The organism is Mycobacterium sp. IDUB_3 (genome assembly GCF_055419585.1).
In genome coordinates this window covers 2,089,614-2,115,458 of record NZ_JBVAXZ010000001.1, presented here as the reverse complement: position 1 = coordinate 2,115,458, position 25,845 = coordinate 2,089,614, and the positions used below count along the sequence as shown (strand labels likewise).

The 25,845-nt window shown below is 67.6% G+C and carries 19 protein-coding genes and 1 tRNA gene; 9 read left to right on the top strand and 11 right to left on the bottom strand.

What is annotated here, in order from left to right; all coding sequences use genetic code 11:
- Nucleotides 1–27 precede the first annotated feature (27 nt).
- On the bottom strand, nucleotides 28–1,584 hold the full coding sequence (gene metG / locus ACZYVJ_RS09255) for a methionine--tRNA ligase (RefSeq protein WP_463830732.1): 1,557 nt from the start codon (nucleotides 1,582–1,584) through the stop codon (nucleotides 28–30).
- Nucleotides 1,585–1,617: 33 nt separating this feature from the next.
- Between metG and ACZYVJ_RS09250 the strand changes: the two genes are divergently transcribed.
- The 5 genes from ACZYVJ_RS09250 to ACZYVJ_RS09230 all read left to right on the top strand — a co-directional run bounded on the left by ACZYVJ_RS09250 (nucleotide 1,618) and on the right by ACZYVJ_RS09230 (nucleotide 7,651).
- The gene (locus tag ACZYVJ_RS09250) at nucleotides 1,618–2,460 is read left to right on the top strand and encodes a TatD family hydrolase (protein WP_463830731.1); all 843 of its coding nucleotides are present in this window, start codon (nucleotides 1,618–1,620) and stop codon (nucleotides 2,458–2,460) included.
- A 157-nt stretch (nucleotides 2,461–2,617) separates the two neighbouring features.
- Entirely contained in the window at nucleotides 2,618–3,745 is a 1,128-nt protein-coding gene (locus ACZYVJ_RS09245) for a transglycosylase family protein (protein WP_463830730.1), read from the top strand.
- Nucleotides 3,709–4,662 carry a 16S rRNA (adenine(1518)-N(6)/adenine(1519)-N(6))-dimethyltransferase RsmA gene (gene rsmA, locus ACZYVJ_RS09240; protein WP_463830729.1) on the top strand — a complete coding sequence of 318 codons (954 nt, stop codon included), beginning with the start codon at nucleotides 3,709–3,711 and terminating at the stop codon, nucleotides 4,660–4,662. The genes ACZYVJ_RS09245 and rsmA overlap by 37 nt, the downstream gene beginning before the upstream one ends.
- A gap of 60 nt (nucleotides 4,663–4,722) precedes the next feature.
- The gene (locus tag ACZYVJ_RS09235; protein WP_463830728.1) at nucleotides 4,723–5,679 is read left to right on the top strand and encodes a 4-(cytidine 5'-diphospho)-2-C-methyl-D-erythritol kinase; all 957 of its coding nucleotides are present in this window, start codon (nucleotides 4,723–4,725) and stop codon (nucleotides 5,677–5,679) included.
- Nucleotides 5,680–6,016: 337 nt separating this feature from the next.
- On the top strand, nucleotides 6,017–7,651 hold the full coding sequence (locus ACZYVJ_RS09230; RefSeq protein WP_463830727.1) for a fatty acyl-AMP ligase: 1,635 nt from the start codon (nucleotides 6,017–6,019) through the stop codon (nucleotides 7,649–7,651).
- Between the two features lie 15 nt (nucleotides 7,652–7,666).
- Here the strand turns inward: ACZYVJ_RS09230 and pth are convergent, their stop codons facing one another.
- The 4 genes from pth to ACZYVJ_RS09210 form a co-directional block, all read right to left on the bottom strand.
- A complete protein-coding gene (gene pth, locus ACZYVJ_RS09225; RefSeq protein ID WP_463830726.1) occupies nucleotides 7,667–8,242 on the bottom strand; it encodes an aminoacyl-tRNA hydrolase in 576 nt (191 codons plus the stop codon).
- 12 nt (nucleotides 8,243–8,254) lie between these two features.
- On the bottom strand, nucleotides 8,255–8,923 hold the full coding sequence (locus ACZYVJ_RS09220; RefSeq protein WP_463830725.1) for a 50S ribosomal protein L25/general stress protein Ctc: 669 nt from the start codon (nucleotides 8,921–8,923) through the stop codon (nucleotides 8,255–8,257).
- Nucleotides 8,924–9,184: 261 nt separating this feature from the next.
- Nucleotides 9,185–10,054 (bottom strand): oxidoreductase, encoded by an 870-nt coding sequence (locus tag ACZYVJ_RS09215; RefSeq protein ID WP_463830724.1) that lies wholly within the window; start codon nucleotides 10,052–10,054, stop codon nucleotides 9,185–9,187.
- Nucleotides 10,051–11,295, bottom strand: a complete 1,245-nt coding sequence (locus tag ACZYVJ_RS09210) for a cytochrome P450 (RefSeq protein WP_463830723.1) — start codon at nucleotides 11,293–11,295, stop codon at nucleotides 10,051–10,053. Before ACZYVJ_RS09210 ends, ACZYVJ_RS09215 begins: the two co-directional genes overlap by 4 nt.
- Before the next feature lie 171 nt (nucleotides 11,296–11,466).
- Between ACZYVJ_RS09210 and ACZYVJ_RS09205 the strand changes: the two genes are divergently transcribed.
- Nucleotides 11,467–14,763: a helix-turn-helix transcriptional regulator gene (locus tag ACZYVJ_RS09205; RefSeq protein ID WP_463830722.1), complete on the top strand. Its 3,297-nt coding sequence runs from the start codon at nucleotides 11,467–11,469 to the stop codon at nucleotides 14,761–14,763.
- A gap of 1 nt (nucleotide 14,764) precedes the next feature.
- On the opposite strand, the gene ACZYVJ_RS09200 is transcribed toward ACZYVJ_RS09205, so the two are convergent.
- From ACZYVJ_RS09200 to ACZYVJ_RS09180, 5 genes are all read right to left on the bottom strand, one after another.
- Nucleotides 14,765–15,388: an LpqN/LpqT family lipoprotein gene (locus tag ACZYVJ_RS09200; RefSeq protein ID WP_463832919.1), complete on the bottom strand. Its 624-nt coding sequence runs from the start codon at nucleotides 15,386–15,388 to the stop codon at nucleotides 14,765–14,767.
- A gap of 32 nt (nucleotides 15,389–15,420) precedes the next feature.
- A complete protein-coding gene (arsC, locus tag ACZYVJ_RS09195) occupies nucleotides 15,421–15,777 on the bottom strand; it encodes an arsenate reductase (glutaredoxin) (protein WP_463830721.1) in 357 nt (118 codons plus the stop codon).
- A complete protein-coding gene (locus ACZYVJ_RS09190; protein ID WP_064953125.1) occupies nucleotides 15,778–16,758 on the bottom strand; it encodes a ribose-phosphate diphosphokinase in 981 nt (326 codons plus the stop codon).
- A gap of 103 nt (nucleotides 16,759–16,861) precedes the next feature.
- Nucleotides 16,862–18,355, bottom strand: a complete 1,494-nt coding sequence (glmU, locus tag ACZYVJ_RS09185; protein ID WP_463830720.1) for a bifunctional UDP-N-acetylglucosamine diphosphorylase/glucosamine-1-phosphate N-acetyltransferase GlmU — start codon at nucleotides 18,353–18,355, stop codon at nucleotides 16,862–16,864.
- Nucleotides 18,356–18,477: 122 nt separating this feature from the next.
- Nucleotides 18,478–18,549, bottom strand: a tRNA-Gln gene (locus tag ACZYVJ_RS09180).
- A 160-nt stretch (nucleotides 18,550–18,709) separates the two neighbouring features.
- Between ACZYVJ_RS09180 and ACZYVJ_RS09175 the strand changes: the two genes are divergently transcribed.
- Entirely contained in the window at nucleotides 18,710–19,303 is a 594-nt protein-coding gene (locus tag ACZYVJ_RS09175; RefSeq protein ID WP_463832917.1) for a TetR/AcrR family transcriptional regulator, read from the top strand.
- 49 nt (nucleotides 19,304–19,352) lie between these two features.
- On the opposite strand, the gene lysA is transcribed toward ACZYVJ_RS09175, so the two are convergent.
- Complete coding sequence (gene lysA / locus ACZYVJ_RS09170) at nucleotides 19,353–20,702, bottom strand: diaminopimelate decarboxylase (RefSeq protein ID WP_463830719.1); 1,350 nt, start codon at nucleotides 20,700–20,702, stop codon at nucleotides 19,353–19,355.
- Between the two features lie 130 nt (nucleotides 20,703–20,832).
- Between lysA and mfd the strand changes: the two genes are divergently transcribed.
- Together mfd and ACZYVJ_RS09160 are read left to right on the top strand one after the other, a co-directional pair.
- On the top strand, nucleotides 20,833–24,498 hold the full coding sequence (gene mfd, locus ACZYVJ_RS09165; protein ID WP_463830718.1) for a transcription-repair coupling factor: 3,666 nt from the start codon (nucleotides 20,833–20,835) through the stop codon (nucleotides 24,496–24,498).
- Nucleotides 24,495–25,544: a nucleoside triphosphate pyrophosphohydrolase gene (locus ACZYVJ_RS09160; protein ID WP_463830717.1), complete on the top strand. Its 1,050-nt coding sequence runs from the start codon at nucleotides 24,495–24,497 to the stop codon at nucleotides 25,542–25,544. Before mfd ends, ACZYVJ_RS09160 begins: the two co-directional genes overlap by 4 nt.
- Nucleotides 25,545–25,845 lie beyond the last annotated feature (301 nt).

Genomic DNA, 25,845 nt, shown 5'->3' with positions numbered 1-25,845 from the left:
TTGACCGCTGGTCACGGCGCTATGAGCTCACTCCACCTCGGTGCTCGGCTGGTAGCGGGGGAACACACCCGCGGGAGCGGGCAACGCGGTGCCGGGAGCCAATCGCGTACCGACGGCGGCGAACGCTCGCCGGTCTGACGGCTGGCCGAGCAGATCCAGCAGCTTGCCGGACGATTCGGGCATGACGGGCTGGACCAGCAGCGCCGCGATGCGGACTGCCTCGCAGGTGACGTACAAGACGGTGCGGAACCGTTCCTGGTCCGCCTGGGACTCGCTCTTGCGCAAGACCCACGGCTGCTGCGCCGAGAAGTACTTGTTGGCCTCGCCGAGCATCAGCCAGATCGCTTCGAGGGCCAGATGCATCGCCTGGGAGTCGAAACTGGCCCGCACGCGTTCCAACAAACCGTCGGCCGTGGCGAGCAACTCGGAGTCGGCGGCAATCAGCCCACCGGGTTCGGGGACGATCCCGTCGAGGTTCTTGGCGATCATCGACAACGACCGTTGCGCCAGGTTGCCCAGCTCGTTGGCCAGATCGGCATTGATCCGGGTGACGATGGCGTCTTCGCTGAAACTGCCGTCCTGGCCGAACGGCACTTCGCGCAGCAGGAAATAGCGAACCTGGTCAACCCCGAACGTGTCGATCAGGTCGATCGGGTCGACCACGTTGCCCACCGACTTGCTCATCTTCTCGCCGCGGTTGAGCAGGAAACCGTGCGCGAAAACCCTACGCGGCAGCTCGATTCCGGCCGACATCAAAAATGCGGGCCAGTACACGGTATGGAATCGGATGATGTCCTTGCCGATCATGTGCAAGTCGGCCGGCCAATAGCGGCGGAACCGCTCGGATTCGGTGTCCGGGTAGCCGACCCCGGTCAGGTAGTTGGTCAGCGCGTCGACCCAGACGTACATCACGTGGTCGGGATGCTCGGGCACCTGCACGCCCCAGTCGAACGAGGTGCGCGAGATGGACAGGTCGCGCAGTCCGCCCGAGACGAAGCTGACCACCTCATTGCGCCGCACGTCGGGCGCGATGAAGTCCGGGTTCGCCTCGTAGTGGGCCAGCAGCTTGTCGGCATAGGACGAGAGCCGGAAGAAGTAGGTCTGCTCCTCGGTCCAGGTCACCGGGGCGCCGGTCTCCACGGCCAGCCGGGTCCCGTCCTCGAGGAGTTTGGTCTCCGATTCGACGAAGAACCGTTCGTCGCGCACCGAGTACCAGCCCGAGTAGGTGTCCAGGTAGATGTCACCGGCGGCCGACATCCGGCGCCAGATCTCCTTGGACGCCTCGCGGTGGTCGGGATCGGTGGTGCGGATGAACCGGTCGAAGGAGATGTTCAACCGCTCCTGCAGCCGCTGGAACACATCGGAGTTGCGCCGGGCCAGCTCGGCTGTGGGGATGCCCTCGGCCGCCGCCGTTTCGACCATCTTGAGGCCGTGCTCGTCGGTGCCGGTCAGAAACCGCACATCGAAGCCGTCGAGCCGCTTGAACCGGGCGATTGCGTCGGTCGCGATGTACTCGTACGCGTGGCCGATGTGCGGATCGCCATTGGGGTAGGTGATCGCGGTGGTGACGTAATAGGGCCTCATCGCCCCCAACCTTATTTGGGGGCGACCTATTGTGTGCGCGTGAGTTCCAAACGCCGGTCGGCCCCGGCCCCCGAGCCGTTGAGCCCGCTCGTCGATGCGCACACCCACCTGGATGCGAGTGGTGCCGTCGACGCCGAGGGCGTGCGGGCCATCGTGGACCGCGCCGCAGCGGTCGGGGTAGGCGCGGTCGTCACGGTCGCCGACGACCTGGCCTCGGCGCGCTGGGTCACCCGCGCCGCCGAGTGGGACCCGCGGGTCTATGCCGCGGTGGCGCTGCACCCGACTCGCGCCGGCGCGCTCGACGACGCCGCCCGCGCCGAAATCGAGCGATTGGTGACCCACCCCAGGGTGGTGGCCGTCGGCGAGACCGGCCTGGACCTGTATTGGCCCGGCCGTCTGGACGGCTGCGCCGAGCCGGCCGTGCAGCGGGAGGCGTTCGCCTGGCACATCGACCTGGCGAAGCGGTGCAAAAAACCGCTGATGATCCACAACCGCGACGCCGACGAAGAAGTGCTCGACGTGCTGGCGGCCGAGGGTGCCCCGGACGCCGTGATCTTCCACTGCTTTTCCTCGGACGCCGCGATGGCCCGCCGCTGCGTCGACGCCGGATGGTTGCTGAGCCTGTCCGGCACCGTGAGCTTCCGCAACGCGCACGCCCTGCGCGAAGCCGTCCCGTTGATACCGCCGGAACAGCTGTTGGTGGAGACCGATGCACCGTTCTTGACGCCCCATCCATATAGGGGGACGGCGAATGAGCCCTATTGCCTTCCTTATACTGTTCGGGCGATCGCCGAACTGGTGGATCGTCGCCCAGAAGAGCTGGCCGAGATGACAACCGGCAATGCTCAACGGGTGTACGGATTGGTCACAGTGTGACGAAAACGACCAGGCGATTCGTTTAAATTCGCCGCGTCGGAGTTGCCCAACATTGACCGGTTCGTTACCGTCTTGTGATCGAACGGTTGGGCCTACGGGCCCTTAATTTGTGACTTGCTGCTGAATGAGTGGGTTGTTGAGGGTTGGGTAACGCGCGTTGAGTGTATTGACAAAACTGCATCAGAATCCTTCGCCGATGTTGCGGCTCGTGGTCGGAGGGCTGCTGGTAGTCCTGGCATTCGCGGGCGGATACGCGGTCTCGGTGTGCAAGACGGTGACGTTGACCGTCGACGGGGTCGCCATGCGAGTCACCACCATGAAGTCGCGGGTCATCGACGTCGTCGAGGAGAACGGTTTCGTCATCGACGACCGCGACGACCTGTATCCCGCCGGCGATGTCGCGGTGCACGACGCCGGCAAGATCGTGTTGCGCCGTAGCCGTCCCCTGCAGATCTCGCTGGACGGCCACGACACCAAGCAGGTGTGGACCACCGCATCCACCGTCGACGAGGCGCTGGCCCAGCTGGCGATGACCGACACCGCCCCGGCCGCGGCCAACCGCGGCAGCCGCGTTCCGCTCGCCGGAATGGCGCTGCCCGTCGTCAGCGCCAAGACCGTCCGCATCAACGACGCCGGTGCGGTTCGCAACGTGCACCTGGCTGCACCGAATGTCGCCGGCCTGCTGAGCGCCGCCGGCGCACCGCTGCTCGACAGCGACCAGGTAGTGCCCGCCGCGACGGCGCCGATCGTCGACGGGATGGAAGTCCAGGTGACCCGCAACCGGATCCAGCAGGTGACCGAGCGGATCCCGCTGCCCCCCACCGCCCGTCGCATCGAAGATCCGGGCATGAACATGAGCCGCCAGGTCGTCGAGGATCCGGGCAGCCCGGGCACGCAGGACGTCACCTTCTCGGTGGCCACCGTCAACGGTGTCGAGACCGGCCGGCTGCCGATCGCCAACACGGTGATCACGCCCGCCCGCGACTCGGTGGTCCGCATCGGCACCAAGCCCGGCACCGAAGTGCCACCGGTCAGCGACGGTTCCATCTGGGACGCGATCGCGGGCTGTGAGGCCGGCGGAAACTGGGCGATCAACACCGGCAACGGGTATTACGGGGGTGTGCAGTTCGACCAGGGCACGTGGGAGCGCAACGGCGGTTTGCGGTTCGCCTCGCGCGCCGACCTCGCCACCCGCGAGGAGCAGATCACCGTTGCCGAGGTGACCCGAGAGCGCCAGGGTTGGGGTGCATGGCCAGTGTGCAGCGGAAGAGCTGGTGCACGCTGACCATCCGGCTACTCGGGCGTACCGAGATCAGGCGGCTGGCCAAAGAACTTGAATTTCGGCCACGGAAATCCCTCGGCCAAAACTTCGTCCACGACGCCAATACGGTGCGCCGGATAGTCTCGACCTCCGGGGTGAGCCGGTCTGACCACATCTTGGAGGTCGGGCCCGGTCTCGGCTCGCTCACCCTGGCATTGCTCGACCGCGGCTCGCCCGTCACCGCCATCGAAATCGATCCGGTACTGGCCGAACGGCTGCCCCAAACCGTCGCCGAGCACTCCGGCAGCGAAAGCCAGCGCCTGACGGTGGTCAACCGCGACGTCTTGACCCTGCGCCGCGACGATCTGTCCGTGCAGCCGACCGCCCTGGTCGCCAACCTGCCCTACAACGTCGCCGTCCCGGCACTGCTGCACCTGCTCGCCGAGTTCCCGTCGATTCGAACCGTCACGGTCATGGTGCAGGCCGAGGTCGCCGAGCGCCTGGCCGCCGAGCCGGGTGGCAAGGAATACGGCGTGCCGAGCGTCAAGGTGCGCTTCTTCGGCCAGGTTCGCCGTTGCGGCACGGTGTCGCCGACCGTTTTCTGGCCGATCCCCCGGGTGTATTCCGGGCTGGTGCGCATCGACCGCTTTGCTACCTCGCCGTGGCCCACCGACGAGACGTTCCGCCGCGAGGTGTTCGCACTGGTGGACATCGCGTTCGGGCAGCGGCGCAAGACCTGCCGCAACGCGTTCGTGAACTGGGCCGGCTCGGGCAACGAGTCGGCGGATCGGTTGCTGGCCGCCAGCATTGACCCCGCCCGCCGCGGCGAGACGCTCTCGATCGACGACTTCGTGCGGTTGTTGCAGCGATCGGCCGACCGCCCGCACGGCACGCCCGATGCGACTGCGCAGACCGCCGAACAGGGGGCGCCGACCGGCTGACGGCGGACCTCAGGGGCGCCGTTGCGTGTGATTGGCTCTCAGCAGCGATAGTCTGCTGCGGTGTCAGCGTCTGACGGCAACACCGCCGCGCAGTGGATTCCCACCGGGTCGGTCACCGTTCGGGTCCCCGGAAAAGTCAACCTTTACCTGGCGGTCGGCGACCGCCGCGAGGACGGTTATCACGAGCTGAACACGATCTTTCAGGCCGTTTCGCTGCTCGACGAGGTGACGGTCCGCAATGCCGATGTGCTCTCGCTCGAGATCGTCGGCGAGGGCGCCGAGAAGCTGCCCACCGACGGACGCAATCTCGCCTGGCAGGCCGCAGAGCTGATGGCCGAACACGTCGGCCGGGCGCCGGATGTGTCGATCATCATCGACAAATCGATTCCGGTGGCCGGCGGCATGGCCGGTGGTAGTGCCGACGCGGCGGCCGTGTTGGTCGCGATGAACTCGCTGTGGGAACTCAACGTCCCGCGCCGCGATCTGCGCGCGCTGGCCGCCCGGTTGGGCAGCGACGTCCCGTTCGCGCTGCACGGCGGAACCGCGTTGGGCACCGGCCGCGGCGAGGAATTGGCGACGGTGTTGTCCCGCAACACCTTCCACTGGGTGCTGGCTTTCGCCGACAGTGAGCTGCTGACGCCGGCCGTCTTCGCCGAACTGGACCGGCTGCGTGAGGTGGGGGACCCGCCCCGGCTGCCGGCTCCCGGGCCGGTGCTGGCCGCCCTCGCCGCCGGCGACGCCGAGCAGCTGGCGCCGCTGTTGGGCAACGAGATGCAGGCGGCCGCCGTGAGCCTGCACCCCGCCCTGCGGCGGACGTTGCGCGCCGGTGTGGAGGCCGGGGCGCTGGCGGGGATCGTGTCCGGGTCGGGCCCGACGTGTGCCTTCCTGTGCTCGTCGGCGACCGCCGCGGTCGACGTCGGCACCGAGGTGTCGGGGGCGGGCGTCTGCCGCACGGTGCGGGTCGCCAGCGGGCCTGTGGCGGGCGCTCGGGTGGTCCCCACACCGACCGAGGTGTGAAAAGAACCCCAATTTACGCATTAGTTTGGCGCCACCCTAAGAGGAGTTTAAGATAATGCGCGGTGACGGGAAGTGTTGAGCAAGATCACTTAATTCCATCGTCCGCCGGACGTTCCGGCGGACGATTAATGAATCGGGCCCGGCAGCGTTTCTCCGGCCCGATTCGCGCTTATCGGGTGATCGAACGCCGCCGCCTTGCGGCGGGTGCGGACGCATCATCGATCCGAGACCTAACCGCCGCCCAACTGTGTTTACGTGCTTGCGTCGAAGAGTTACCCAGCGGGCGGAACATGAGATTCCGGGCATTGGGACGAGGGCTGGAACCGAGGAGGCTTTTGTGAGCAGGTTTACCGAGAAGATGTACCGCAATGCCCGGTCCGCGACGACGGGCATGGTCACCGGTGAACCCCACGAACCCGTCCGTCACACCTGGGGTGAGGTCCACGAGCGCGCGCGCCGCATCGCCGGTGGCCTGGCCGCCGCGGGCATCGGGCCCGACGACGCGGTCGGTGTGCTCGCCGGTTATCCGGTGGAGATCGCGCCGACGGCGCAGGGCCTGTGGATGCGCGGCGCCAGCCTGACCATGCTGCACCAGCCCACGCCGCGCACCGACCTGGCCGTGTGGGCCGAGGACACCATGAACGTCATCGGCATGATCGAGGCGAAGGCCGTCGTCGTCTCCGAGCCGTTCATGGTGGCGATCCCGGTTCTCGAGGAGAAGGGCATCAAGGTCGTCACCGTCGCCGACCTGCTCGCGGCGGAGCCCATCGAACCCGTCGAGGTCGGCGAGGATGCGCTCGCGTTGATGCAGCTGACCAGCGGCTCGACCGGATCTCCCAAGGCGGTGCAGATCACCCACCGCAACATCTATTCCAACGCCGAGGCGATGTTCATCGGCGCCCAGTACGACGTCACCAAGGACGTCATGGTCAGCTGGCTGCCCTGCTTCCACGACATGGGCATGGTCGGCTTCCTGACCATCCCGATGTACTTCGGTGCAGAGCTGGTCAAGGTCACGCCGATGGACTTCCTGCGTGACACGCTGCTGTGGGCCAAGCTCATCGACAAGTACAAGGGCACCATGACCGCGGCGCCCAACTTCGCGTACGCGCTGCTGGCCAAGCGGCTGCGCCGCAACGCCAAGGCCGGCGACTTCGACCTGTCGACCCTGCGCTTCGCCCTGTCCGGTGCCGAGCCCGTCGAGCCCGCCGATGTCGAGGACCTGCTCGACGCCGGCAAGCCGTTCGGCCTGAACCCGGCGGCGATCCTGCCGGCCTACGGCATGGCCGAGACCACGCTGGCCGTTTCGTTCTCGGAGTGCAACGCCGGCCTGGTGGTCGACGAGGTGGACGCCGACCTGCTGGCCGCCCTGCGCCGCGCCGTGCCCTCCACCAAGGGCAACACCCGCCGGCTGGCCACGCTCGGCCCGCTGCTGCGCGACCTCGAGGCGCGCATCATCGACGAGAACGGCGAGGTGATGCCCGCCCGCGGCGTCGGGGTCATCGAGCTGCGCGGCGAGTCGCTTACGCCCGGCTACCTCACCATGGGTGGCTTCATCTCGGCCCAGGACGAGAACGGCTGGTACGACACCGGCGACCTCGGCTACCTGACCGAAGAGGGTCACGTGGTGGTCTGCGGCCGCGTAAAGGACGTCATCATCATGGCGGGCCGCAACATCTATCCCACCGACATCGAGCGCGCCGCCTGCCGCGTCGAGGGGGTGCGGCCCGGCTGCGCCGTGGCGGTGCGGCTGGACGCCGGCCACTCCCGCGAGACATTCGCGGTGGCCGTGGAGTCCAACGCCTTCCAAGACCAGGCCGAGGTGCGTCGCATCGAGCACCAGGTCGCCCGAGAGGTGGTGGCCGAGGTCGACGTGCGGCCGCGCAACGTGGTGGTGCTCGGTCCGGGGACCATCCCGAAGACGCCGTCGGGCAAGTTGCGCCGGTCGACCTCCGTCAGCCTGGTCACCTAGTCCGGGTCGGCCGGGCTACCAGGCGTGGACGCGGTTCTGCGCGGGCTCTAGCCCCAGTTCGATCAGCAACTCGGTCGCGTCCGCGGCCTGCTCGCAGATGGTGGGAACCTCGGGCCGTTCGGCGGCGCTGAAGCCTTCCAGCACGAACGCCGCCGGATCCTTGCGTCCCGGAGGACGGCCTATCCCGATCCGGACCCGCTGAAACTCCTTGCTGCCCAAGGCATTAGCAACCGAACGCAGGCCGTTGTGGCCGCCTTCGCCGCCACCGATCTTGAGCCGGATACGCCCGAAATCCAGGTCGAGATCGTCGTGGATGACGATGACGTCGGCCGGTGTCACCGAGTAGAACTTCGCCAACGGGCCGACCTGACGGCCGGATTCGTTCATGTAGCAGCGCGGCTTGGCGACGACCACCGAGCGCCCGGCGAGGCGGCCGCTGACGATCTCGGCGCCGGAACGCTTGTGCGCCTTGAACTTCGAACCCATCCGCCCGGCAAGCAGGTCGGCGACCATGAATCCGACGTTGTGCCGGGTCCGGGCGTAGTTGTCTCCGGGATTGCCCAGGCCGACGACCAGCAACGGCTCGGCCACGTTGCGATCCGCCTACTCGGCCTCGGCCTCGGCGGCCTCTTCTTCGCCGGCCTCGGCTTCTTCTTCGCCCGCGGCCGCTGCGGCTTCCTCGGTGACCTCGCCCGCGCCCTCTTCGGCGAGTTCCTCGGCAGTCGGTGCGGTGACCACGTTGACCACCAGGGTCTCCGGGTCGGAGATCAGGGTGACGCCCTTGGGCAGGGTGATCTGTCCCGCGGAGAACTGGGTGCCGGGCTCGGCGCCCTCAATCGACACCGTCAGCTGCTCGGGAATCGACAGCGCGTCGGCCTCGATCTCGATGGTGCTGGTGTCCTGGGTCACCAGGGTGCCGGGCACGGCCTCGCCCTCGATGACGACGCGGACCTCGACGACGACCTTTTCGCCGCGGCGCACGACCAACAGGTCGGCGTGCTGGATGGTGCGGCGGATCGGGTGGATGTCGAGCGACTTGGTCAGGGCCAGCTGCTCCTTGCCCTCGATGTCGAGGGTCAGCACCGCGTTGGTGCCCGCGTGCCGGAGTACCGCGGCGAAGTCGTGGCCGGGCAGTTCGAGGTGCTGCGGGTCGGCGCCGTGACCGTAGAGGACGGCCGGGATCTTGCCGTCGCGGCGGGCTCGCCGGGACGCACCCTTGCCGGTCTCGGCGCGGACCGCCGCCTTCAACTGGTTGAGTGCTTGCTTGGCCATCGTGTCGCTCCTGTGTGCTCGCCTGTGTTTCGGGGCACGGCCGGGGTCGCGACGATTCGTCGGTCTCCGTCGATAACGGTGCTGGCCCGCCAGCCACCCTCGCCGTGACGCCCGGTCAGGTTAGCGCATCTGCACCTCAGAGCAGAAATTCGGCGGTCGGTCGCTCGTCGCTCGGCGGCTGACACCCGTTGTCGCTCGAAGGCGGGCAACAAGCCTTATAGGCCGCGTAGGGGCTGGCGTGACGGACGTGACCGATGCGGCTCAGAGTGGGAACTTGGTCTTCGTGAGCTGCTCGGACAGCGACCACAGCGCCGCCGCGGTGGCGCTGTCCCGGGCACGCCGGCTGCGTCCGACCGGTTGGGTGCGGCCCATCTGGCCGAATCGGGGCCCGACGAACGTGTCCCCGGGCAAATCCTGGGACGCCGCGTACAGCGTTTGCCGGGCGCCGAAATCCGCGTCGGTGGCAACCACCCGGGTGACCGCCGACATCAGCGCGTCACCCAGCTTGCGGCCGGAGGCGCCCTGCAGGTTGGTGTGCGAGTAGCCGGGGTGGGCCGCGAGCGCCCGCAGTGGGGAACCGGCCGCGACGAGGCGGCGCTGCAACTCGCTGGTGAACAGCAGGTTGGCGAGCTTGGACTGGCTGTAGGCCAGCCACGGCGAGTACCGCCGGTTCTGCCAGTTCGGGTCGTCGAGGTCGATGCGCCCGGGCCAGTGCGCCATCGACGACACGGTCACCACTCGATCGGTCAACTTGGGCAGCAACAGATTAGTCAGCGCGAAGTGCCCGAGGTGGTTGGTACCGATCTGGGTCTCGAAGCCGTCGACGGTCAGCGCGAAGGGGGCGGCCATGATGCCGGCGTTGTTGATCAGCACGTCGGCCTTGCTCACCCCGTCGGCGAACCGGCGCACCGACGACAGGTCCTGCAGATCGAGCTCTCGCACCTCGACCTGACCGGCCATCTGTCGGGCCGCGGTCTCGCCCTTGCGGATGTCGCGGACGGCCATGACGATCGTGGCCCCGTGTCGCGCCAGCTCACGCGCGGTCACGGCGCCCAACCCGCTGTTGGCGCCGGTGATGACGACGGTCCGTTCGGCGAATGAGGGCAGGTCTGCGGCGGTCCAGTTCGTCATGCCCGAACAGTACCGACATCGAACTCCAGTGGCAGGGTCATCGGGCCGGTGATTCCGCTGATGGCCTTCCACGGGGCCGGGCCGATTCTGTGCGGGTTGGGCATGCGTTGGGTGATCACCCGGAGTGCTTCAGTCAGTTCGAGGCGCGCAAGGTGAGCGCCGAGGCAGTAGTGCACACCGCCGCCGAAGGTGAGCATCGCCGGAGGGTCGTCGCGGATGATGTCGACACGGTCGGGGTGGTCATAGACGCTTGGATCGCGGTTGGCCGCGGCGGTGTTGGCCAGCACCAGGGTCCCGGCGGGAATGCACACTCCGGCCAGCTCGACGTCGACGGCGGTCCGCCGCACGGTGCCGAAGATGATTGGGTAGTAACGCATCAGCTCGTGAACCGCGTGGGCCGCCAGCTCGGGGTGCTGGGCAAGCAAGGCCCACTGGTCGGGGTGGTCGGCCAGCACCTGCACCGCGGCGGCCAACTGGTTGCGGGTGGTGTCGGTGCCGGCGCCGAGCAGGGTCGCGCACAGCATGAGCAGTTCGTCGTGGGTAAGGCGATCGCCGCCGTCTTCGCTGCGGATGAGCTCCGATATCAGGTCATCGGACAGCGACGCGCGTCGCCGGGCGATCAACTCCTCGAGGTAGGCGTCAAGCTGATCCCACGCGGCCAGGATCGCCGGGCCGTCTTCGGCGACGTTCCAATCGAAGATCTTCTTGATGTCATCGGTCCAGTCGCTGAACAGATGCCAATCCTGCGGTGGCGCGCCCAGCAGCGCGCAGATGACCGGCGTGGGGTAGCGGCGGGCGATGTCGGAGACGACGTCGCAATGTCCCCCGGCCGTGAGCGGGTCGACCAGGTCGTTGATGATCTCGACGACGAGCGTGCGCAGCCGCTCCGCCCCGCGGGGTGCGAAAGCCTTCGACACCAGCCGGCGCAGCCGATGATGCACGTCGCCGTCGAGCCCGAGGATGTTGCTGATCGCCCTGTCCCACAGTGGGCCGGAGGTGATGCCTTGCAGGTCAAGCCCAAGGCCGCGCGCGGTGACGAATCTGCTGTCGCGCAACACGGTCCGCACCAGTTCATAGCTCAAGACTTCGGGTCCGTGCGGGCCGATCGCGATTGGCGAAAGCTCGCGGGCGTCGTCGATGATGCGGTGCGCTTCGTCGGGGTCGGTGAGGTGGTCGTAGGCAATGATGGGCAGGCCGGCGTCGAAAACGTTCGGGCAGGTGGCCGTTTGATCGATGGTCATCGGGATCTCCTCGGTCGGGTTGAGTCGACTATCCGGCGCCGCGCGACCAAGACCATCCGCCACGGCACGTAGATCTACGCGGTGGGGGTCGTAGATCCGCACGCCGCTGGAAAGGGATCTGCGCGCATTGGCCGATGTTTTGCGTTGGCGGGGGCGACGATGCTGGCTAACATGAGCCAATATGCGGATAATCCGGCGCTAACCTGGGACGATTTGTGCGTGGGCGAGTTGCTGCCGACCGGAACCGTGACGTTGCTGCTGGCCGATGTCGAGGGTTCCACACGGCTGTGGGAAACGCGGCCCGAAGAGATGACGGCCGCACTGGTCCAGCTGAACAAAACGGTGAATGAGGCGATCGCCTCGCACGACGGGGTGCGTCCGCTCGAACAGGGCGAGGGTGACAGTTTTGTGGCCGCGTTCGCACGAGCGTCGGACGCGGTGGCGTGTGCGCTGGAGTTGCAGCGCGCCCCGTTGGCGCCGATCCAGTTGCGGGTCGGAATACACACGGGTGAGATTCAGCTGCGCGACGACGCCAATTACGCGGGCCCGACCATCAATCGCACCGCACGGCTGCGTGACTTGGCGCATGGTGGGCAGACGGTGTTGTCGGGCGCCACCGAATCGTTGATCGTTGATCGACTGCCCGACGACGTGTGGTTGGCCGAACTGGGCAGCTACCCATTGCGGGATCTTCCACGTCCCGAGCGCGTGGTGCAGCTGTGCCACCCGGACCTACGCAACGACTTCCCGCCACTTCGGGTGCGCACTGTGGTTGCCTCGCACAACCTTCCGGCCCAGTTGACGAGTTTTGTTGGGCGCCAGGCGCAAATGGAAGAGTTGCGACAGGTCATCACCGCCAACCGTTTGGTGACGTTGACCGGAGCCGGCGGTGCCGGAAAGACCCGGCTCTCCGTGGAAGTCGCCTCTGCGCTCAGTAGCGGGTTCTCCGACGGCATCTGGTACGTCGATCTGGCACCGATCACCATCCCGGAAGTGGCGCCGGTCACTGTGGCGCGCACGCTGGGACTTCCCGATCAACCGGGTCGCTCCACCATGGACCTCCTCGTACGCTTCTTCAGCGATAAGAAGATATTGCTGCTGCTCGACAATTGTGAGCACCTCCTCGACGCGTGCGGCACGATGACCATCGAATTACTGGCGGCCTGCCCGCAATTGACGATCCTGGCCACCAGTCGCGAGCCGTTGGGCCTGCCCGGTGAGCTGAGCTGGCGGGTGCCTTCGCTTTCCCTCACGGACGAGGCCATCGATCTGTTCACCGATCGCGCCCGTCGTGCCCGCCCCGAGTTCTCTGTGGGAGGGGATAACCACGCGCAGGTGGAGCAGATCTGCGCGCGCCTCGATGGTATGCCGTTGGCGATCGAGCTTGCCGCAGCGCGGGTTCGGGCGTTGTCGCTGGGCCAGATCGTGGAAAGCTTGCATGACCGCTTTCGCCTCTTGACCGGAGGCGCGCGCACCGCGGTGCGTCGCCAACAGACGCTGCGCGCCTCGGTGGATTGGTCGCATGCGCTACTCACCGAACCGGAGCAAGTTTTGTTTCGACGGCTCGCGGCGTTCGCCGGTGGCTTCGATCTGGACGCCGCCCAGGCCGTCGGCGCCGATAGTGATGTCGAAAGTTACCAGCTGCTAGACCAATTGAGCTTGCTGGTAGACAAATCGCTCGTGGTGACCGACGACACCGGCGACGAAATGCGGTACCGCCTGTTGGAAACGGTACGCCAGTACGCGCAAGAAAAACTCGGCGAATCCGGCGAGGCCGACCAGGTGCGGACTCGCCACCGCGACTACTACACCAGTCGGGCTATCGCTTTCGAATCTCAAGGGCTGGCGGGTGTTGATCCGCTACTACGTTGGGCACAAAGCGAAATCGAGAATCTACGAACCGCCTACAGTTGGAGCCGAGAGAACTCGCACATTGAGACAGCGATGCGGCTAATCCTGTCGCTACAGCCATTGTGGTTGCGGGGCGGCCGTGTAGGTGAGGCGCTGGCGGGTTTAGACGCCGCCTTGACTGATGAGGGGCAATCGCCCATAGCACCCACCGTGCGGGTTGCGGCGGCGATCGAGCGCCAGTTCCTCGCTGCCTGGTTAGGCCTCCCAACGGATTTGAGTAGGGCGCTGGACGCGTTAGCGATAGCTCGTCAGCTCGATGACCCGGCACTGATCGTCCGTGCCCTGATTACATGCGGAATGAGCGCCGTCTACCACGCCGAAGTGGTTCAGTCCTACTTCGCCGAAGCAAGCGAACTTGTCCGTGCGGCCGGTGACCGGTGGACCCTGTGCCAAATCTTGAGCCACCAGGCGACGGCGGGCGCGATAGGGGGTGAGCCGACCGCAACACGTGCGGCCGCCGAAGAAGGGCGCGACCTCGCCGATGCGCTTGGCGACCGGTTCTACTCACGAAATTGCCGGACTTGGCTGGTCGTCGCTCTCATGCAGCAGGGACATCTCGCCCAAGCGGCCGAAGTGGCACGTTCCCTGGCTGTGGAGGCCGCAGAAGCCGGGGACGCGGTGATGCAGGTTTATGGATGCCTGGTGCATGGCGTAGTGCTGGCCCGCCAGGGGCATGGGTCCGCCGCGCACGCCGCGGCGCAGTCCGCGCGGGCCGCCGCAGAGGCGCTGGGCGGGATTTCGGAAGACACGGTGTACGGGGTTCTCGGCGACGCCGCATTGGCCTCCGGCGATGGTGCTGCGGCAATGCAGTTCTGCGAGAAGGCATGGGAACACACCAACCCACTGCGCGAGGTGTTCACCCGATCCACCAACCCGATAGCGCAGGCGGCCTTGGCAATCGGTGATCTGACCACGGCGCGCCGCTGGGCCGACGAGAATGTCGAGATGACACCGGCCTGGCAAAAAGTGCCGGCGCTAGTCGTTCGTGCGTACATCGCACTGGCTGCAGGTGAGTCTGGGCAAGCGGAGCAAGACGCTCACAAGGCCCTCACCCTCGCGTCCCATACTCAGGGATATCTGCACGTCGATGACGCCTTGGAATGTCTCGCCCGCCTCGCCGCCGACTACGACAGTCACCCGCACGCGGCGCGCCTGTTGGGCGCAGCGGAGGCCATGCGACAGCGCATGGAACACCCGCGCTTCCCCATGTACCGGACCGATCACGATGCTGCGCTCACGGTGGTACGAGAAGCTCTGGGTCAGGCGGCTTTCGACTCCGCGTGGGCTGAGGGCGCCGCGCTATCCACCGAAGAAGCGATCGCCTACGCGCAACGTGGTCGCGGAGAGCGTAAACGTCCGACCAGCGGCTGGGCGTCGCTGACTCCCATGGAAAACGATGTGGCGCGCCTGGTCGCAGAAGGCCTGGGCAACAAGGAGGTCGGCGCCCGGCTGTTCATCTCACCGCGGACGGTGCAGACTCACCTCTCCCATGTGTATGCCAAACTCGGCTTGACCTCCCGTGTCCAACTTGTGCAGGAAGCAGGTCGGCGTGCCTGAATCACTTTGCCGCGACGACGAATCCGTGAATGATCGTGTCGATGTCGCTCGCCTGCGCGGCCGCCTGATTGGCGAAGCCGGTGATGGTCAGCTGCACCAGGTAACGCTGGTGCGCGGGCGGTGATCCGGTCGCGATGACGATGCGGTTCCAGCTGTGCAGCCGCATGCCACCGTCGAGGTCGTAGCTGCCCTGGATCATCGACGAGGGAAACCCGTTGTAGGGCGCGCCCGAGGCATCCAGCTGCTTGAAGTTCTCGAACAGTTGCGCATCGTCGTTGCCGTGCTTGATCACCTGGGCCGGGTCGAAGTCACCGTTGAGCTTGAACACCACCAGCCGCGCCGTCGGGAACTTGCCGCCTTGGGAGATGATCAGCGTTTGCGGGCTGATGTTCGGGCTGGTGAACGGCGACCAGCCCGGGGGCGTCGGTATCGACACCGTCAGGTCGGGCAACGATCCCGGTGCCACCGGCTCTCCGGTCACCCCGATGCTCTGCAGATACTGCGACAGGGGAACCGGCTTCTGCGCCGCCGTGGTGGTCGTGGTCGTCGGGGTCTTCGACAGGATCGACTGGTAATCAGGCGGTTTCGGTGCGCAGCCGGCCGCGGCGAATGCCGCCGCAACCATCGCGGCAGCGGCCACGCGGCGGCCGAGCCGATTCACAGAATCTCGCGGACCGCGTCGATCGGGCGGGCCAGCCGAGTGCCCTTCGGCGTGACGACGAAGGGTCGTTCGATGAGGATGGGGTGTTCGACCATGGCGTCGAGCAATTGGTCATCGGTCGCGTCCGCGAGATTGAGCTCCTCATACAGCGACTCGCGCTTGCGGGTCGCGGTGCGCACGTCGATGCCCGCGTCGCGGATCATCTTCACCAGCTCGTCGCGGGTCGGCGGGGTCTTCAGGTACTCGACCACCGTGGGCTCAAAATCGTTGTCGCGCAACAGATCCAGTGTCTTGCGGGAAGTGCTGCAGCGGGGGTTGTGGAAGATAACGGCGTCGTCTGGCTTGGCAGCCATCTAGGCATCTCCGTCGAAAAGCCCGGTGACCGAACCGTTTTCGAAGACGGCGCGGATGGTGCTGGCCAGCAGCGGTGCGATGGACAGGACGGTCAGCTGCGGGAAACGCTTCTCCTCGCCGATCGGAAGCGTGTTCGTCACGATCACTTCCCGGGCGCCGCAGGCGGCCAGCCGCTCGGCGGCCGGATCGGAGAGCACACCGTGGGTGGCCGCGATGATCACGTCACCGGCGCCCTCGTCGCGCAGCAGCTTCACCGCGCCGGCGATGGTTCCGCCGGTGTCGATCATGTCGTCGATCAACACGCAGGTGCGTCCGGCCACCTCACCGACGACCCGGTTGGACACCACCTGGTTGGGCACCCGCGGGTCGCGGGTCTTGTGAATGAAGGCCAGCGGGACGCCGCCCAGCGAGTCGGCCCATTTCTCGGCGATGCGCACCCGGCCGGAGTCGGGCGAGACGACCACCATGTTGCCGTCGGGGTAGTTGTCGCGGATGTAGCCGGTCAGCAGGTTCTGCCCGCGCATGTGGTCGACGGGCCCGTCGAAGAAGCCCTGGATCTGGTCGGTGTGCAGGTCGACGGTGACGATCCGGTCGGCGCCCGCGGTCTTGAGCAGGTCGGCGACCAACCGCGCCGAGATCGGCTCGCGGCCGCGGTGCTTCTTGTCCTGTCGGGCGTACGGGTAGAACGGCATGACCGCGGTGATCCGCTTGGCGCTGCCCCGCTTCAGGGCGTCGATCATGATCAGTTGTTCCATCAGCCAGTTGTTCACCGGGTCAGGGGCCGACTGCAGGACGAAGGCGTCGCAACCGCGCACCGATTCGTGGAACCGCACGAAGATCTCGCCGTTGGCGAACTCCCGCGCTGTCTGTGCGGTGACGTGGACGTCGAGCTCCTTGGCCACCTGCTCGGCCAGCTCCGGATGCGCACGGCCGGAGAAGAGCATCAAATTTTTGCGGTTATCGGTCCAGTCGTGGCTCAACGCACTGCCCTCGCCAAATCGGGGTGGGGGATGGAAGGCCCCATCGTACGAAGCGAATCGTACGGAAATGTGGCCGGGTTGCCAGCTAGCAAATTCACGGTGTCTAGTCGGCTCTTGGTGCGGAGCCCTCCGCGGGGCCCTGACCAGCGAATTTCTCGGCTGCCTCGGCTGCCTCGGCTGCCTGCGCGGCCGCGCTGCCCGGGCGCTTGCGGTGCACCCAGCCTTCGATGTTGCGCTGTGGACCAGCGGATACCGCCAACGTTCCTGGTGGGACGTCGTTGCGCACCACCGTGCCCGCGCCGGTGTAGGCGCCGTCGCCGACGGTCACCGGCGCCACGAACATGGTGTCCGAGCCGGTGCGCACGTGCGAGCCGATGGTGGTCCGCCGTTTGGATTCGCCGTCGTAGTTGACGAACACGCTGGACGCGCCGATGTTGCTGTGTTCGCCGATGTCGGCGTCGCCGACGTAGGTCAGGTGCGGCACCTTGGAGCCGGTGCCGATGGTGGCGTTCTTGGTCTCGACGAACGCGCCGAGCTTGCCGTCGTCGCCCAGCACGGTGCCGGGCCGCAGGTAGGTGAACGGCCCGACGGTCGCGCCGGCACCGATCGACGACGCGGTGCCGTGGGTGCGCACCACCGAGGCGCCGTCGCCGACGCTGACGTCGGTCAGGGTGGTGTCCGGGCCGACGACGCAGTGGCCACCGACCTGGGTGCGGCCCAGCAGCTGCGTCCCCGGCTGGATGACGGTGTCGCGCCCGATGCTGACGTCGACGTCGATCCAGGTGGTGGCGGGGTCGACGATGGTGACGCCCGCCATCTGATGGGCCGCGATGATGCGTCGGTTGAGTTCGGCGCCCAGCTGCGCGAGTTGGACGCGGTTGTTGACGCCGGCGACCAGCGCGCTGTCGTCGACGTGGCGCGCGTGGATGGCCAGGCCGTCGCCGCGCAGGATGGCTATGACGTCGGTCAGGTAGAGCTCCTGCTGGGCGTTGTTGGCGCTCAACCGGTTCAGCGCCGAGCGCAGCGCGGCGGTGTCGAAGGCGTAGACGCCGGCGTTGACCTCACGGATCTCGCGTTGCGAGGGCGTGGCGTCGGCGTGTTCCACGATCGCCATGACCTCGTTGTCCTGGGTGCGCAGGATGCGGCCGTACCCGCTGGGGTCGCTCACGGTGGTGGTCAGCACCGTGACCGCGGCCGGCGCCGCGGTGTGGGAGGCGATCAGGTCGGCCAGGGTGTCGGCGTCCAGCAGCGGGGTGTCGCCCGAGGTGACGACCACGACCCCGGCGTAGTCGTCGGGCAGCGCGGACAGGCCGCACAGCACCGCGTCGCCGGTGCCGCGGGGCCGGTCCTGCAGCGCGATGTCGATGGGACGGCCCAGCGCGTCGGCCCAGTCGGCGACCAGCGGCGCGATCCGGTCGTGGTCGTGGCCGAGAACGACCGCCAGGTGCTGGGGCGCCACCTTGGTGATCGCGTGCAGGAGGTGGGACAGCATGCTGCGCCCACCGAGGGTGTGCAGAACTTTCGGGGTGTCCGACCGCATCCGGGTGCCGGGCCCGGCGGCCAGCACCAGGACCGCGGTATCACCAGGAGACGACATCAACCCTCCTCTTGGGTTTGTCCCGCGCGGGTTGCGCGCGGAAGCGCCGACACGCCGTCAAGCGTGTCACTTCAGCTGCGGTGAAGGCAAAAAACGATGGGATATCGCAATGGCAATTGAAGCTCCGTCGCCAGGACTCGAACCTGAACTATCTGAACCAAAATCAGAGGTGCTGCCGATTACACCACGACGGATCGCTAACCCATGGCGAGCGGCGGCGGAGACCGACCGCGCCACCAAGACTTTAGTCTGACGACGATCCGAGCCGCTTGTCGGCTGTTGACCGATACGCTGAATGACGTGGCCGTGCTGGACAAGGAACCGGACAAGGAGGTGCGGGCGCCGCGCGCGCGGATGACCGGCACCGAGCGCCGCCAACAGCTGGTCGGCATCGCGCGCACGCTGTTCGCCGAACGGGGGTACGAAGGCACCTCGATCGAGGAGATCGCGCTGCGCGCCAACGTGTCCAAACCGGTCGTCTACGAGCATTTCGGCGGCAAGGAAGGCCTGTACGCCGTCGTGGTCGACCGCGAGATGTCGGCGCTGCTGGACGGCATCACCTCGTCGTTGACCAACAACCGGTCCCGGGTGCGCGTCGAACGGGTCGCCCTGGCGCTGCTCACCTACGTCGAAGAGCGCACCGACGGTTTCCGCATCATGATCCGCGACTCGCCTGCCGCGATCAGCTCGGGCACCTACTCGAGCCTGCTCAACGACGCCGTCAACCAGGTCAGCTCCATCCTGGCCGGCGACTTCTCCCGTCGCGGGCTCGATCCCGGGCTGGCGCCGCTGTACGCGCAGGCGCTCGTCGGCTCGGTGTCGATGACGGCGCAGTGGTGGCTCGACACCCGCGAGCCCAAGAAGGAAGTCGTGGCCGCGCACCTGGTCAACCTGATGTGGAACGGGCTGATCGGCCTTGAAGCCGATCCTCGGCTGCAGGACGAGTAGCCGACGCGGGCCGGCTCACCCGACTGACCAACCTCCCTGGACATCACAACTAGCCGCAGTCGCGGGCCAGCAGGTCGGTAACGGTCTCCCGGCGAACCAGTTCGCGGGCCCGTCCATCCTTGACCGCCACCAGCGCGGGGCGCCCGACCATGTTGTAGTTCGACGCCATGCTGTGGTGGTAGGCACCGGTGCAGGCCACCGCCAGCAGGTCACCGGGGTGCAGATCCGCCGGAAGCTCGACGTCGCGGGCGATCTCGTCGCCCGCCTCGCAATGCCGACCGACGACGGTGACCCGCTGCTTGAGTCCCAGCGAATGCCGGTTGGCCAGCGCGGCCGTGTATTGCGCGCCGTACAGCGACACCCGCGGGTTGTCGCTCATGCCGCCGTCGACCGCGACGAAGGTGCGTCCACCCGGCTGGTTCTTGATCGAGCACACCCGGTACAGCGTCACCCCGGCCCGGCCGCAGATGGCCCGACCCGGTTCCACCACGATCTGCGGCCGCGGGAAATGCTCGGCGGCACACGCCTCGTCGAGGGCGTTCTCGATGACGTCGGCCAGCTGCTCGAGATTCAGCTCGCGATCGCCGGGGACGTAGGGGATCGCGTGCCCGCCGCCGATGTTCAGCTCGGTGAGTATGGCGCCGTGCCGGGCACGGATATCGGCCATCGCCGCGATCATCCGGCGGATCGCCTCGCCGTACAGGGCGGGGTCGGCGACCTGCGAGCCGATATGGCAGTGCAGGCCGACGAGGTCGAGGATGGGGTGCGACAGCACGCGCTGGGCCGCGACGTCGGCCCGGTCCCCGTGGAGCGTGAACCCGAACTTCTGGTCGCTGACACCGGTGGTGACGGCGCGGTGTCCGTGGATGTCGATGTCGGGGGTCACCCGGATGAGCACCGGTTGGCGCCGTTGCGCCAGGCCGGCGAGGTAGGCGATCTCCATTGCGGAATCCAGCACGATACGCCCCACGCCGACGCGCACCGCTTCGCGCAGCTCCTCGGGCGATTTCGCGTTGCCGTGCATGACGATGCGTGCCGGGTCGACTCCACCGGCAAGCGCGACGGCCAGCTCGCCGCCGGAGCAGACGTCGAGCCCGAGGCCCTCTTCGCGGGCCCAGCGGGCCACCGCGGTGCTCAATAGCGACTTTCCGGCGTACACCACCACTGTGTTTCCGGCGCCGCATAGCGTGCGGCGGTAGCGGCGCGCGCGATGCCGGAAGTCGGTTTCGTCGATGACGTAGGCCGGGGTGTGAAACTCGTCGGCGATATCGGCCAGTGGTACACCGCCGACGCACAGCCTGCCCTCCTCGTCGGGGTGGGCGGTGATCGGCCAGATGGCCGGATCGAAACGCGGGGAAGCGGCCTGGCCCACAGACGGCAGGATGTCCAGCAATGTCATGAATCCAACCTGCGCCCGCGGATATTCGGGTGGTGGGTTCCTTACGATCCCTTGACGGCGGCGACCTCAATATTGACGTGGTTCGGTGTGTCCGGCCCTGTCGCTGAGGGCCCCTAGAATGGAATTCATCATGACCGCACCGGGGGCTGCTAGCCCAGAAACCCCGATCGCGGGGCTCGTTGAATTGGCGCTCACCGCGCCGACCTTCCAGCAGTTGATCGACAGCGCGTCCGTTTCGCCTGCCGAATTGAGCCTGGTGGGTCCAGCCAGCGCACGACTATTCGTCGCCAGTGCGCTGGCGCGGTTGGGTCCTCTGCTGGTAGTCACCGCGACCGGGCGCGAAGCCGACGACCTGACCGCCGAACTGCGCGGCGTCTTCGGCGATTCCGTCGCGGTCTTCCCATCGTGGGAAACGCTGCCGCACGAGCGACTTTCGCCCGGCGTCGATACCGTCGGCGCCCGGTTGACGGTGCTGCGCCGGCTGGCCCATCCCGACGATGCCCGGCTGGGTCCGCCCCTGCGGGTGGTGGTGACCGCGGTGCGCTCGCTGCTGCAGCCGATGACGCCGCAGCTGGGCCTCGTGGAACCGGTCACGTTGACCGTCGGGACGGAGATCGAATTCGAGGGCGTGATCACCCGGCTCGCCGAGCTTGCCTACACCCGGGTCGACATGGTCGGCCGGCGCGGCGAATTCGCCGTGCGCGGAGGCATTCTCGACGTCTTCCCGCCGACTGCCGAGCACCCGGTGCGCATCGAGTTCTGGGGCGACGAGGTCAGCGAGATGCGGATGTTCTCGGTCGCCGATCAGCGCTCGATCCCGGAGATCGAGGTCGACACCCTGATCGCGGTGGCCTGCCGCGAACTGCTGCTGACCGATGCGGTGCGGGAGCGCGCCGCCGAGCTGGCCGCCCGGCACCGCACCACCGAACCCGCGATCACCGGCAGCGTCACCGACATGCTGGCCAAGATCGGCGAGGGCATCGCGGTCGACGGCATGGAGGCCCTGCTGCCGGTGCTTCGGCCCGGTGAGCACGTGCTGCTGACCGACCAATTGGCCGAGCGCACACCGGTGTTGCTCTGCGATCCGGAGAAGGTCCGCACCCGGGCCGCCGACCTGATCAAGACCGGCAGCGAATTCCTCGAAGCGTCGTGGTCGGTCGCCGCATTGGGTACCGACGCCCCGGTCGACGTGGCGCAGTTCGGCGGGTCGGGATTCGCCGAACTCGACGAGGTCCGGGCCGCCGCGGCCCGCGCGGGGCATCTGTGGTGGACGTTGAGCCAGCTGTCCGACGAGTCGGCCGTGGAACTCGATGTCCGCTCGGCGCCGTCGGCTCGGGGACATCAGCACGACATCGACGGCATCTTCGCGATGCTGCGCGCGCACGTCAGCACCGGTGGCTACGCCGCCGTCGTCGCGCCAGGCACCGGCACCGCGCACCGCGTGGTCGAGCGGCTGGCCGAATGCGACACCCCCGCGGCCATGCTCGAATCGGGGGCCGCACCCAAGGCCGGCGTGGTCGGTGTGTTCAAGGGTCCGCTGCACGACGGCATCGTCATACCCGGCGCCACGTTGGTGGTGATCACCGAGACCGACCTGACCGGCAGCCGGGTGACGGCCGTCGAGGGTAAGCGCCTGGCGGCCAAGCGGCGCAACACCGTTGACCCGCTGGCGCTCACCGCCGGTGATCTGGTGGTGCACGATCAGCACGGCATCGGCCGGTTCGTGGAGATGGTCGAGCGCACCGTCGGCGGCGCCCGCCGCGAGTACCTGGTGCTCGAATACGCCTCCAGCAAGAACCGTGGTGGTGCGGCAAAAGACACAGACAAGCTGTATGTGCCGATGGATTCGCTGGACCAGTTGTCGCGGTACGTCGGCGGCCAGGCGCCCGCGCTGAGCAAGCTGGGCGGCAGCGACTGGACCAACACCAAGACCAAGGCCCGCCGCGCGGTGCGCGAGATCGCCGGCGAGCTGGTGTCGCTGTACGCCAAGCGGCAGGCCAGCCCCGGGCACGCGTTCGGGCCGGACACGCCCTGGCAGGCCGAGATGGAAGACGCGTTCGGCTACACCGAGACCGTCGACCAGCTCACCGCGATCACCGAGGTCAAGGGCGACATGGAAAAGCCGGTCCCGATGGACCGGGTGATCTGCGGCGACGTCGGCTATGGCAAGACCGAGATCGCGGTGCGGGCGGCGTTCAAGGCCGTCCAGGACGGCAAGCAGGTCGCCGTGCTGGTGCCTACCACGCTGCTGGCCGACCAGCATCTGCAGACCTTCACCGACCGGATGACCGGGTTTCCGGTGACCGTCAAGGGTCTGTCCCGGTTCACCGATCCGACGGAGTCCAAGGCCGTGATCGAGGGCCTGGCCGACGGGTCGGTAGACGTGGTGATCGGCACGCACCGACTGCTGCAGACCGGGGTGCGCTGGAAGGACCTCGGCCTGGTGGTGGTCGACGAGGAGCAGCGGTTCGGCGTCGAGCACAAGGAGCACATCAAGTCGCTGCGCACCCACGTCGACGTGCTGACCATGAGCGCCACCCCCATCCCGCGGACGCTGGAGATGAGCCTGGCCGGGATCCGCGAGATGTCGACGATCCTGACGCCGCCCGAGGAGCGGTATCCGGTGCTGACCTATGTCGGCCCGCACGATGACAAGCAGGTGGCGGCCGCCCTGCGGCGCGAGCTGCTGCGCGACGGGCAGGTCTTCTACGTGCACAACCGGGTCAGCTCGATCGATCGGACCGCGGCGCGGATCCGCGAGTTGGTGCCCGAGGCGCGGGTGGTCGTCGCGCATGGGCAGATGCCCGAGGAACGGCTGGAGCGCACGGTCCAGGGGTTCTGGAACCGCGAATACGACATCCTGGTGTGCACCACGATCGTGGAGACCGGGCTGGACATCTCCAACGCCAACACGCTGATCGTCGAACGCGCCGACACCTTCGGCCTCTCCCAGCTGCACCAGCTGCGCGGCCGGGTCGGCCGCAGCCGTGAGCGTGGCTACGCCTACTTCCTCTATCCGCCGCACTCGCCGCTGACCGAGACGGCCTACGACCGGCTGGCCACCATCGCGCAGAACAACGAGCTGGGCGCGGGCATGGCAGTCGCGATGAAGGACCTCGAAATCCGCGGCGCCGGCAACGTGTTGGGCGTCGAGCAGTCCGGCCACGTCGCCGGGGTCGGTTTCGACCTGTACGTCCGGTTGGTGGGCGAGGCGGTGGAGGCCTACCGGGCGGCTGCCGACGGCCAGACCGTCACGACGGCCGAGGAGCCCAAGGACGTGCGGATCGACCTGCCGGTCGACGCGCACCTGCCGCCGGATTACATCGCCAGCGACCGGCTGCGCCTGGAGGGGTACCGGCGGCTGGCCGCCGCGGCCTCCGACGCTGAGATCGACGCGGTGGTGGAGGAACTCATCGACCGGTACGGGGCGCTGCCCGAACCGGCCCTGCGGCTGGTGGCGGTGGCGCGGCTGCGGTTGCTGTGCCGCACCGCCGGCATCACCGAGGTGTCGGCGGCGTCGGCGTCGACCGTGCGGCTCTCACCGATGACGTTGCCGGATTCTGCTCAGGTGCGGCTCAAGCGGATGTACCCGGCGGCGAGCTACCGCGCCACGACGTCCACCGTGCAGGTGCCCATCCCGCGGGCCGGCGGGGTGGGCGCACCGCGACTGCGCGATGTCGAACTGGTGCAGATGGTCGCCAACCTAGTGACGGCACTGCAGGGCAAACCGCAGACAGACATTGGTATAACGAGTGAACTACCTGCGTCGATGGCGAGTGAGGAGGGGCGCCTGTGATCGTCGTCTTGTTCGACCCCCGCCGTCCCTCGCTGGTTCCCATCGAAGCCATCGAGCACCTCAGCGGCGAGGTGCAGTACACCGAAGAGATGCCCGTCGCGGTGCCGTGGTCGCTGTCCGCTGCGCGTCCGGTGCACTCCGGTGAAGACGCCCCGGTGCTGCTGTCGTCGGACCCCGACCATCCCGCTGTCGTCGCCCGGTTGGCGGCCGGGGCTCGGCTGATCTCGGCGCCCGAGACGCCGCGCGGGGAACGGCTGGTCGATGCCGTGGCGATGATGGACAAGCTGCGCACCGCCGGGCCGTGGGAGAGCGAGCAAACCCATGACTCGCTGCGCAGGTTTCTGCTGGAGGAGACCTACGAGCTGCTGGACGCGGTCGGCAGCGGCAACGCCGACCTGTTGCGGGAAGAGCTCGGCGACGTGCTGTTGCAGGTGCTGTTCCACGCCCGCATCGCAGAGGACGCGCCGCAATTCCCCTTCACCATCGACGACGTCGCAGCGACCCTGATGCGCAAGCTGGGCAACCGGGTGCCGGGAGTGCTTGCCGGGCAATCGATTTCGCTCGAAGAGCAGCTGGCCCAGTGGGAAGAACGCAAGGCGGCCGAGAAGCCGCGCAATTCGGTGATGGACGATGTGCACACCGGGCAGCCCGCATTGGCGCTGGCCCAGAAGGTCATTGCGCGTGCCGGCAAAGCGGGCCTGCCCGCGGACCTGATCCCCGAGGCGGTTACCTCGATCTCAGTGTCGGCCGACGTCGATGCCGAAAGTGCGCTGCGCAGCGCCGTTCTGGAATTCGTGGAGACGGTCCGCGGAGTCGAGCGGACGATCTCGGCGGCGCGCCGCGGCACGGGTGTTCCCGAGGAGTTCGACGTCGCCCCGCTGGGCGAGATCTCCGAGGACGAGTGGCGTGAGCACTGGCCGGGCGAAGAACCCGCGGCCGACGATCGGTCGCAGGAGGCGGCGCCCGAGACCGACGGCGAGGCCGACGCGGTTGCCGATGTGGTCGAGGAAGAATCCAGCGCCGACGCCACGGCCGACGACGCCTGACGTGCCGGCATCGCCCGCGCCCGGCGCCGCGGCGCACTAATTCGCATTTTCGGCCGTGAGTCAGAGCGATCACCGGAATGTTTGCGGCATTTGTCATCGGCCGCTCGGTAATATCGCGGACGAGGTTGCGAATCCCCGTGGTCGACGTCGGTCTGACTGCGCTAGCCGAGACGACGAGCAGCTAACCGAGCATTAGCTGAAACCGACCAGAGGTCGGTGCGCCGAGGCCCGAGGCAACCGGGTAGTTGCCGAACGCATGGGACGATGGTGTGGCGGAAGTTGGTGCGGGCGAGTTTAGGGG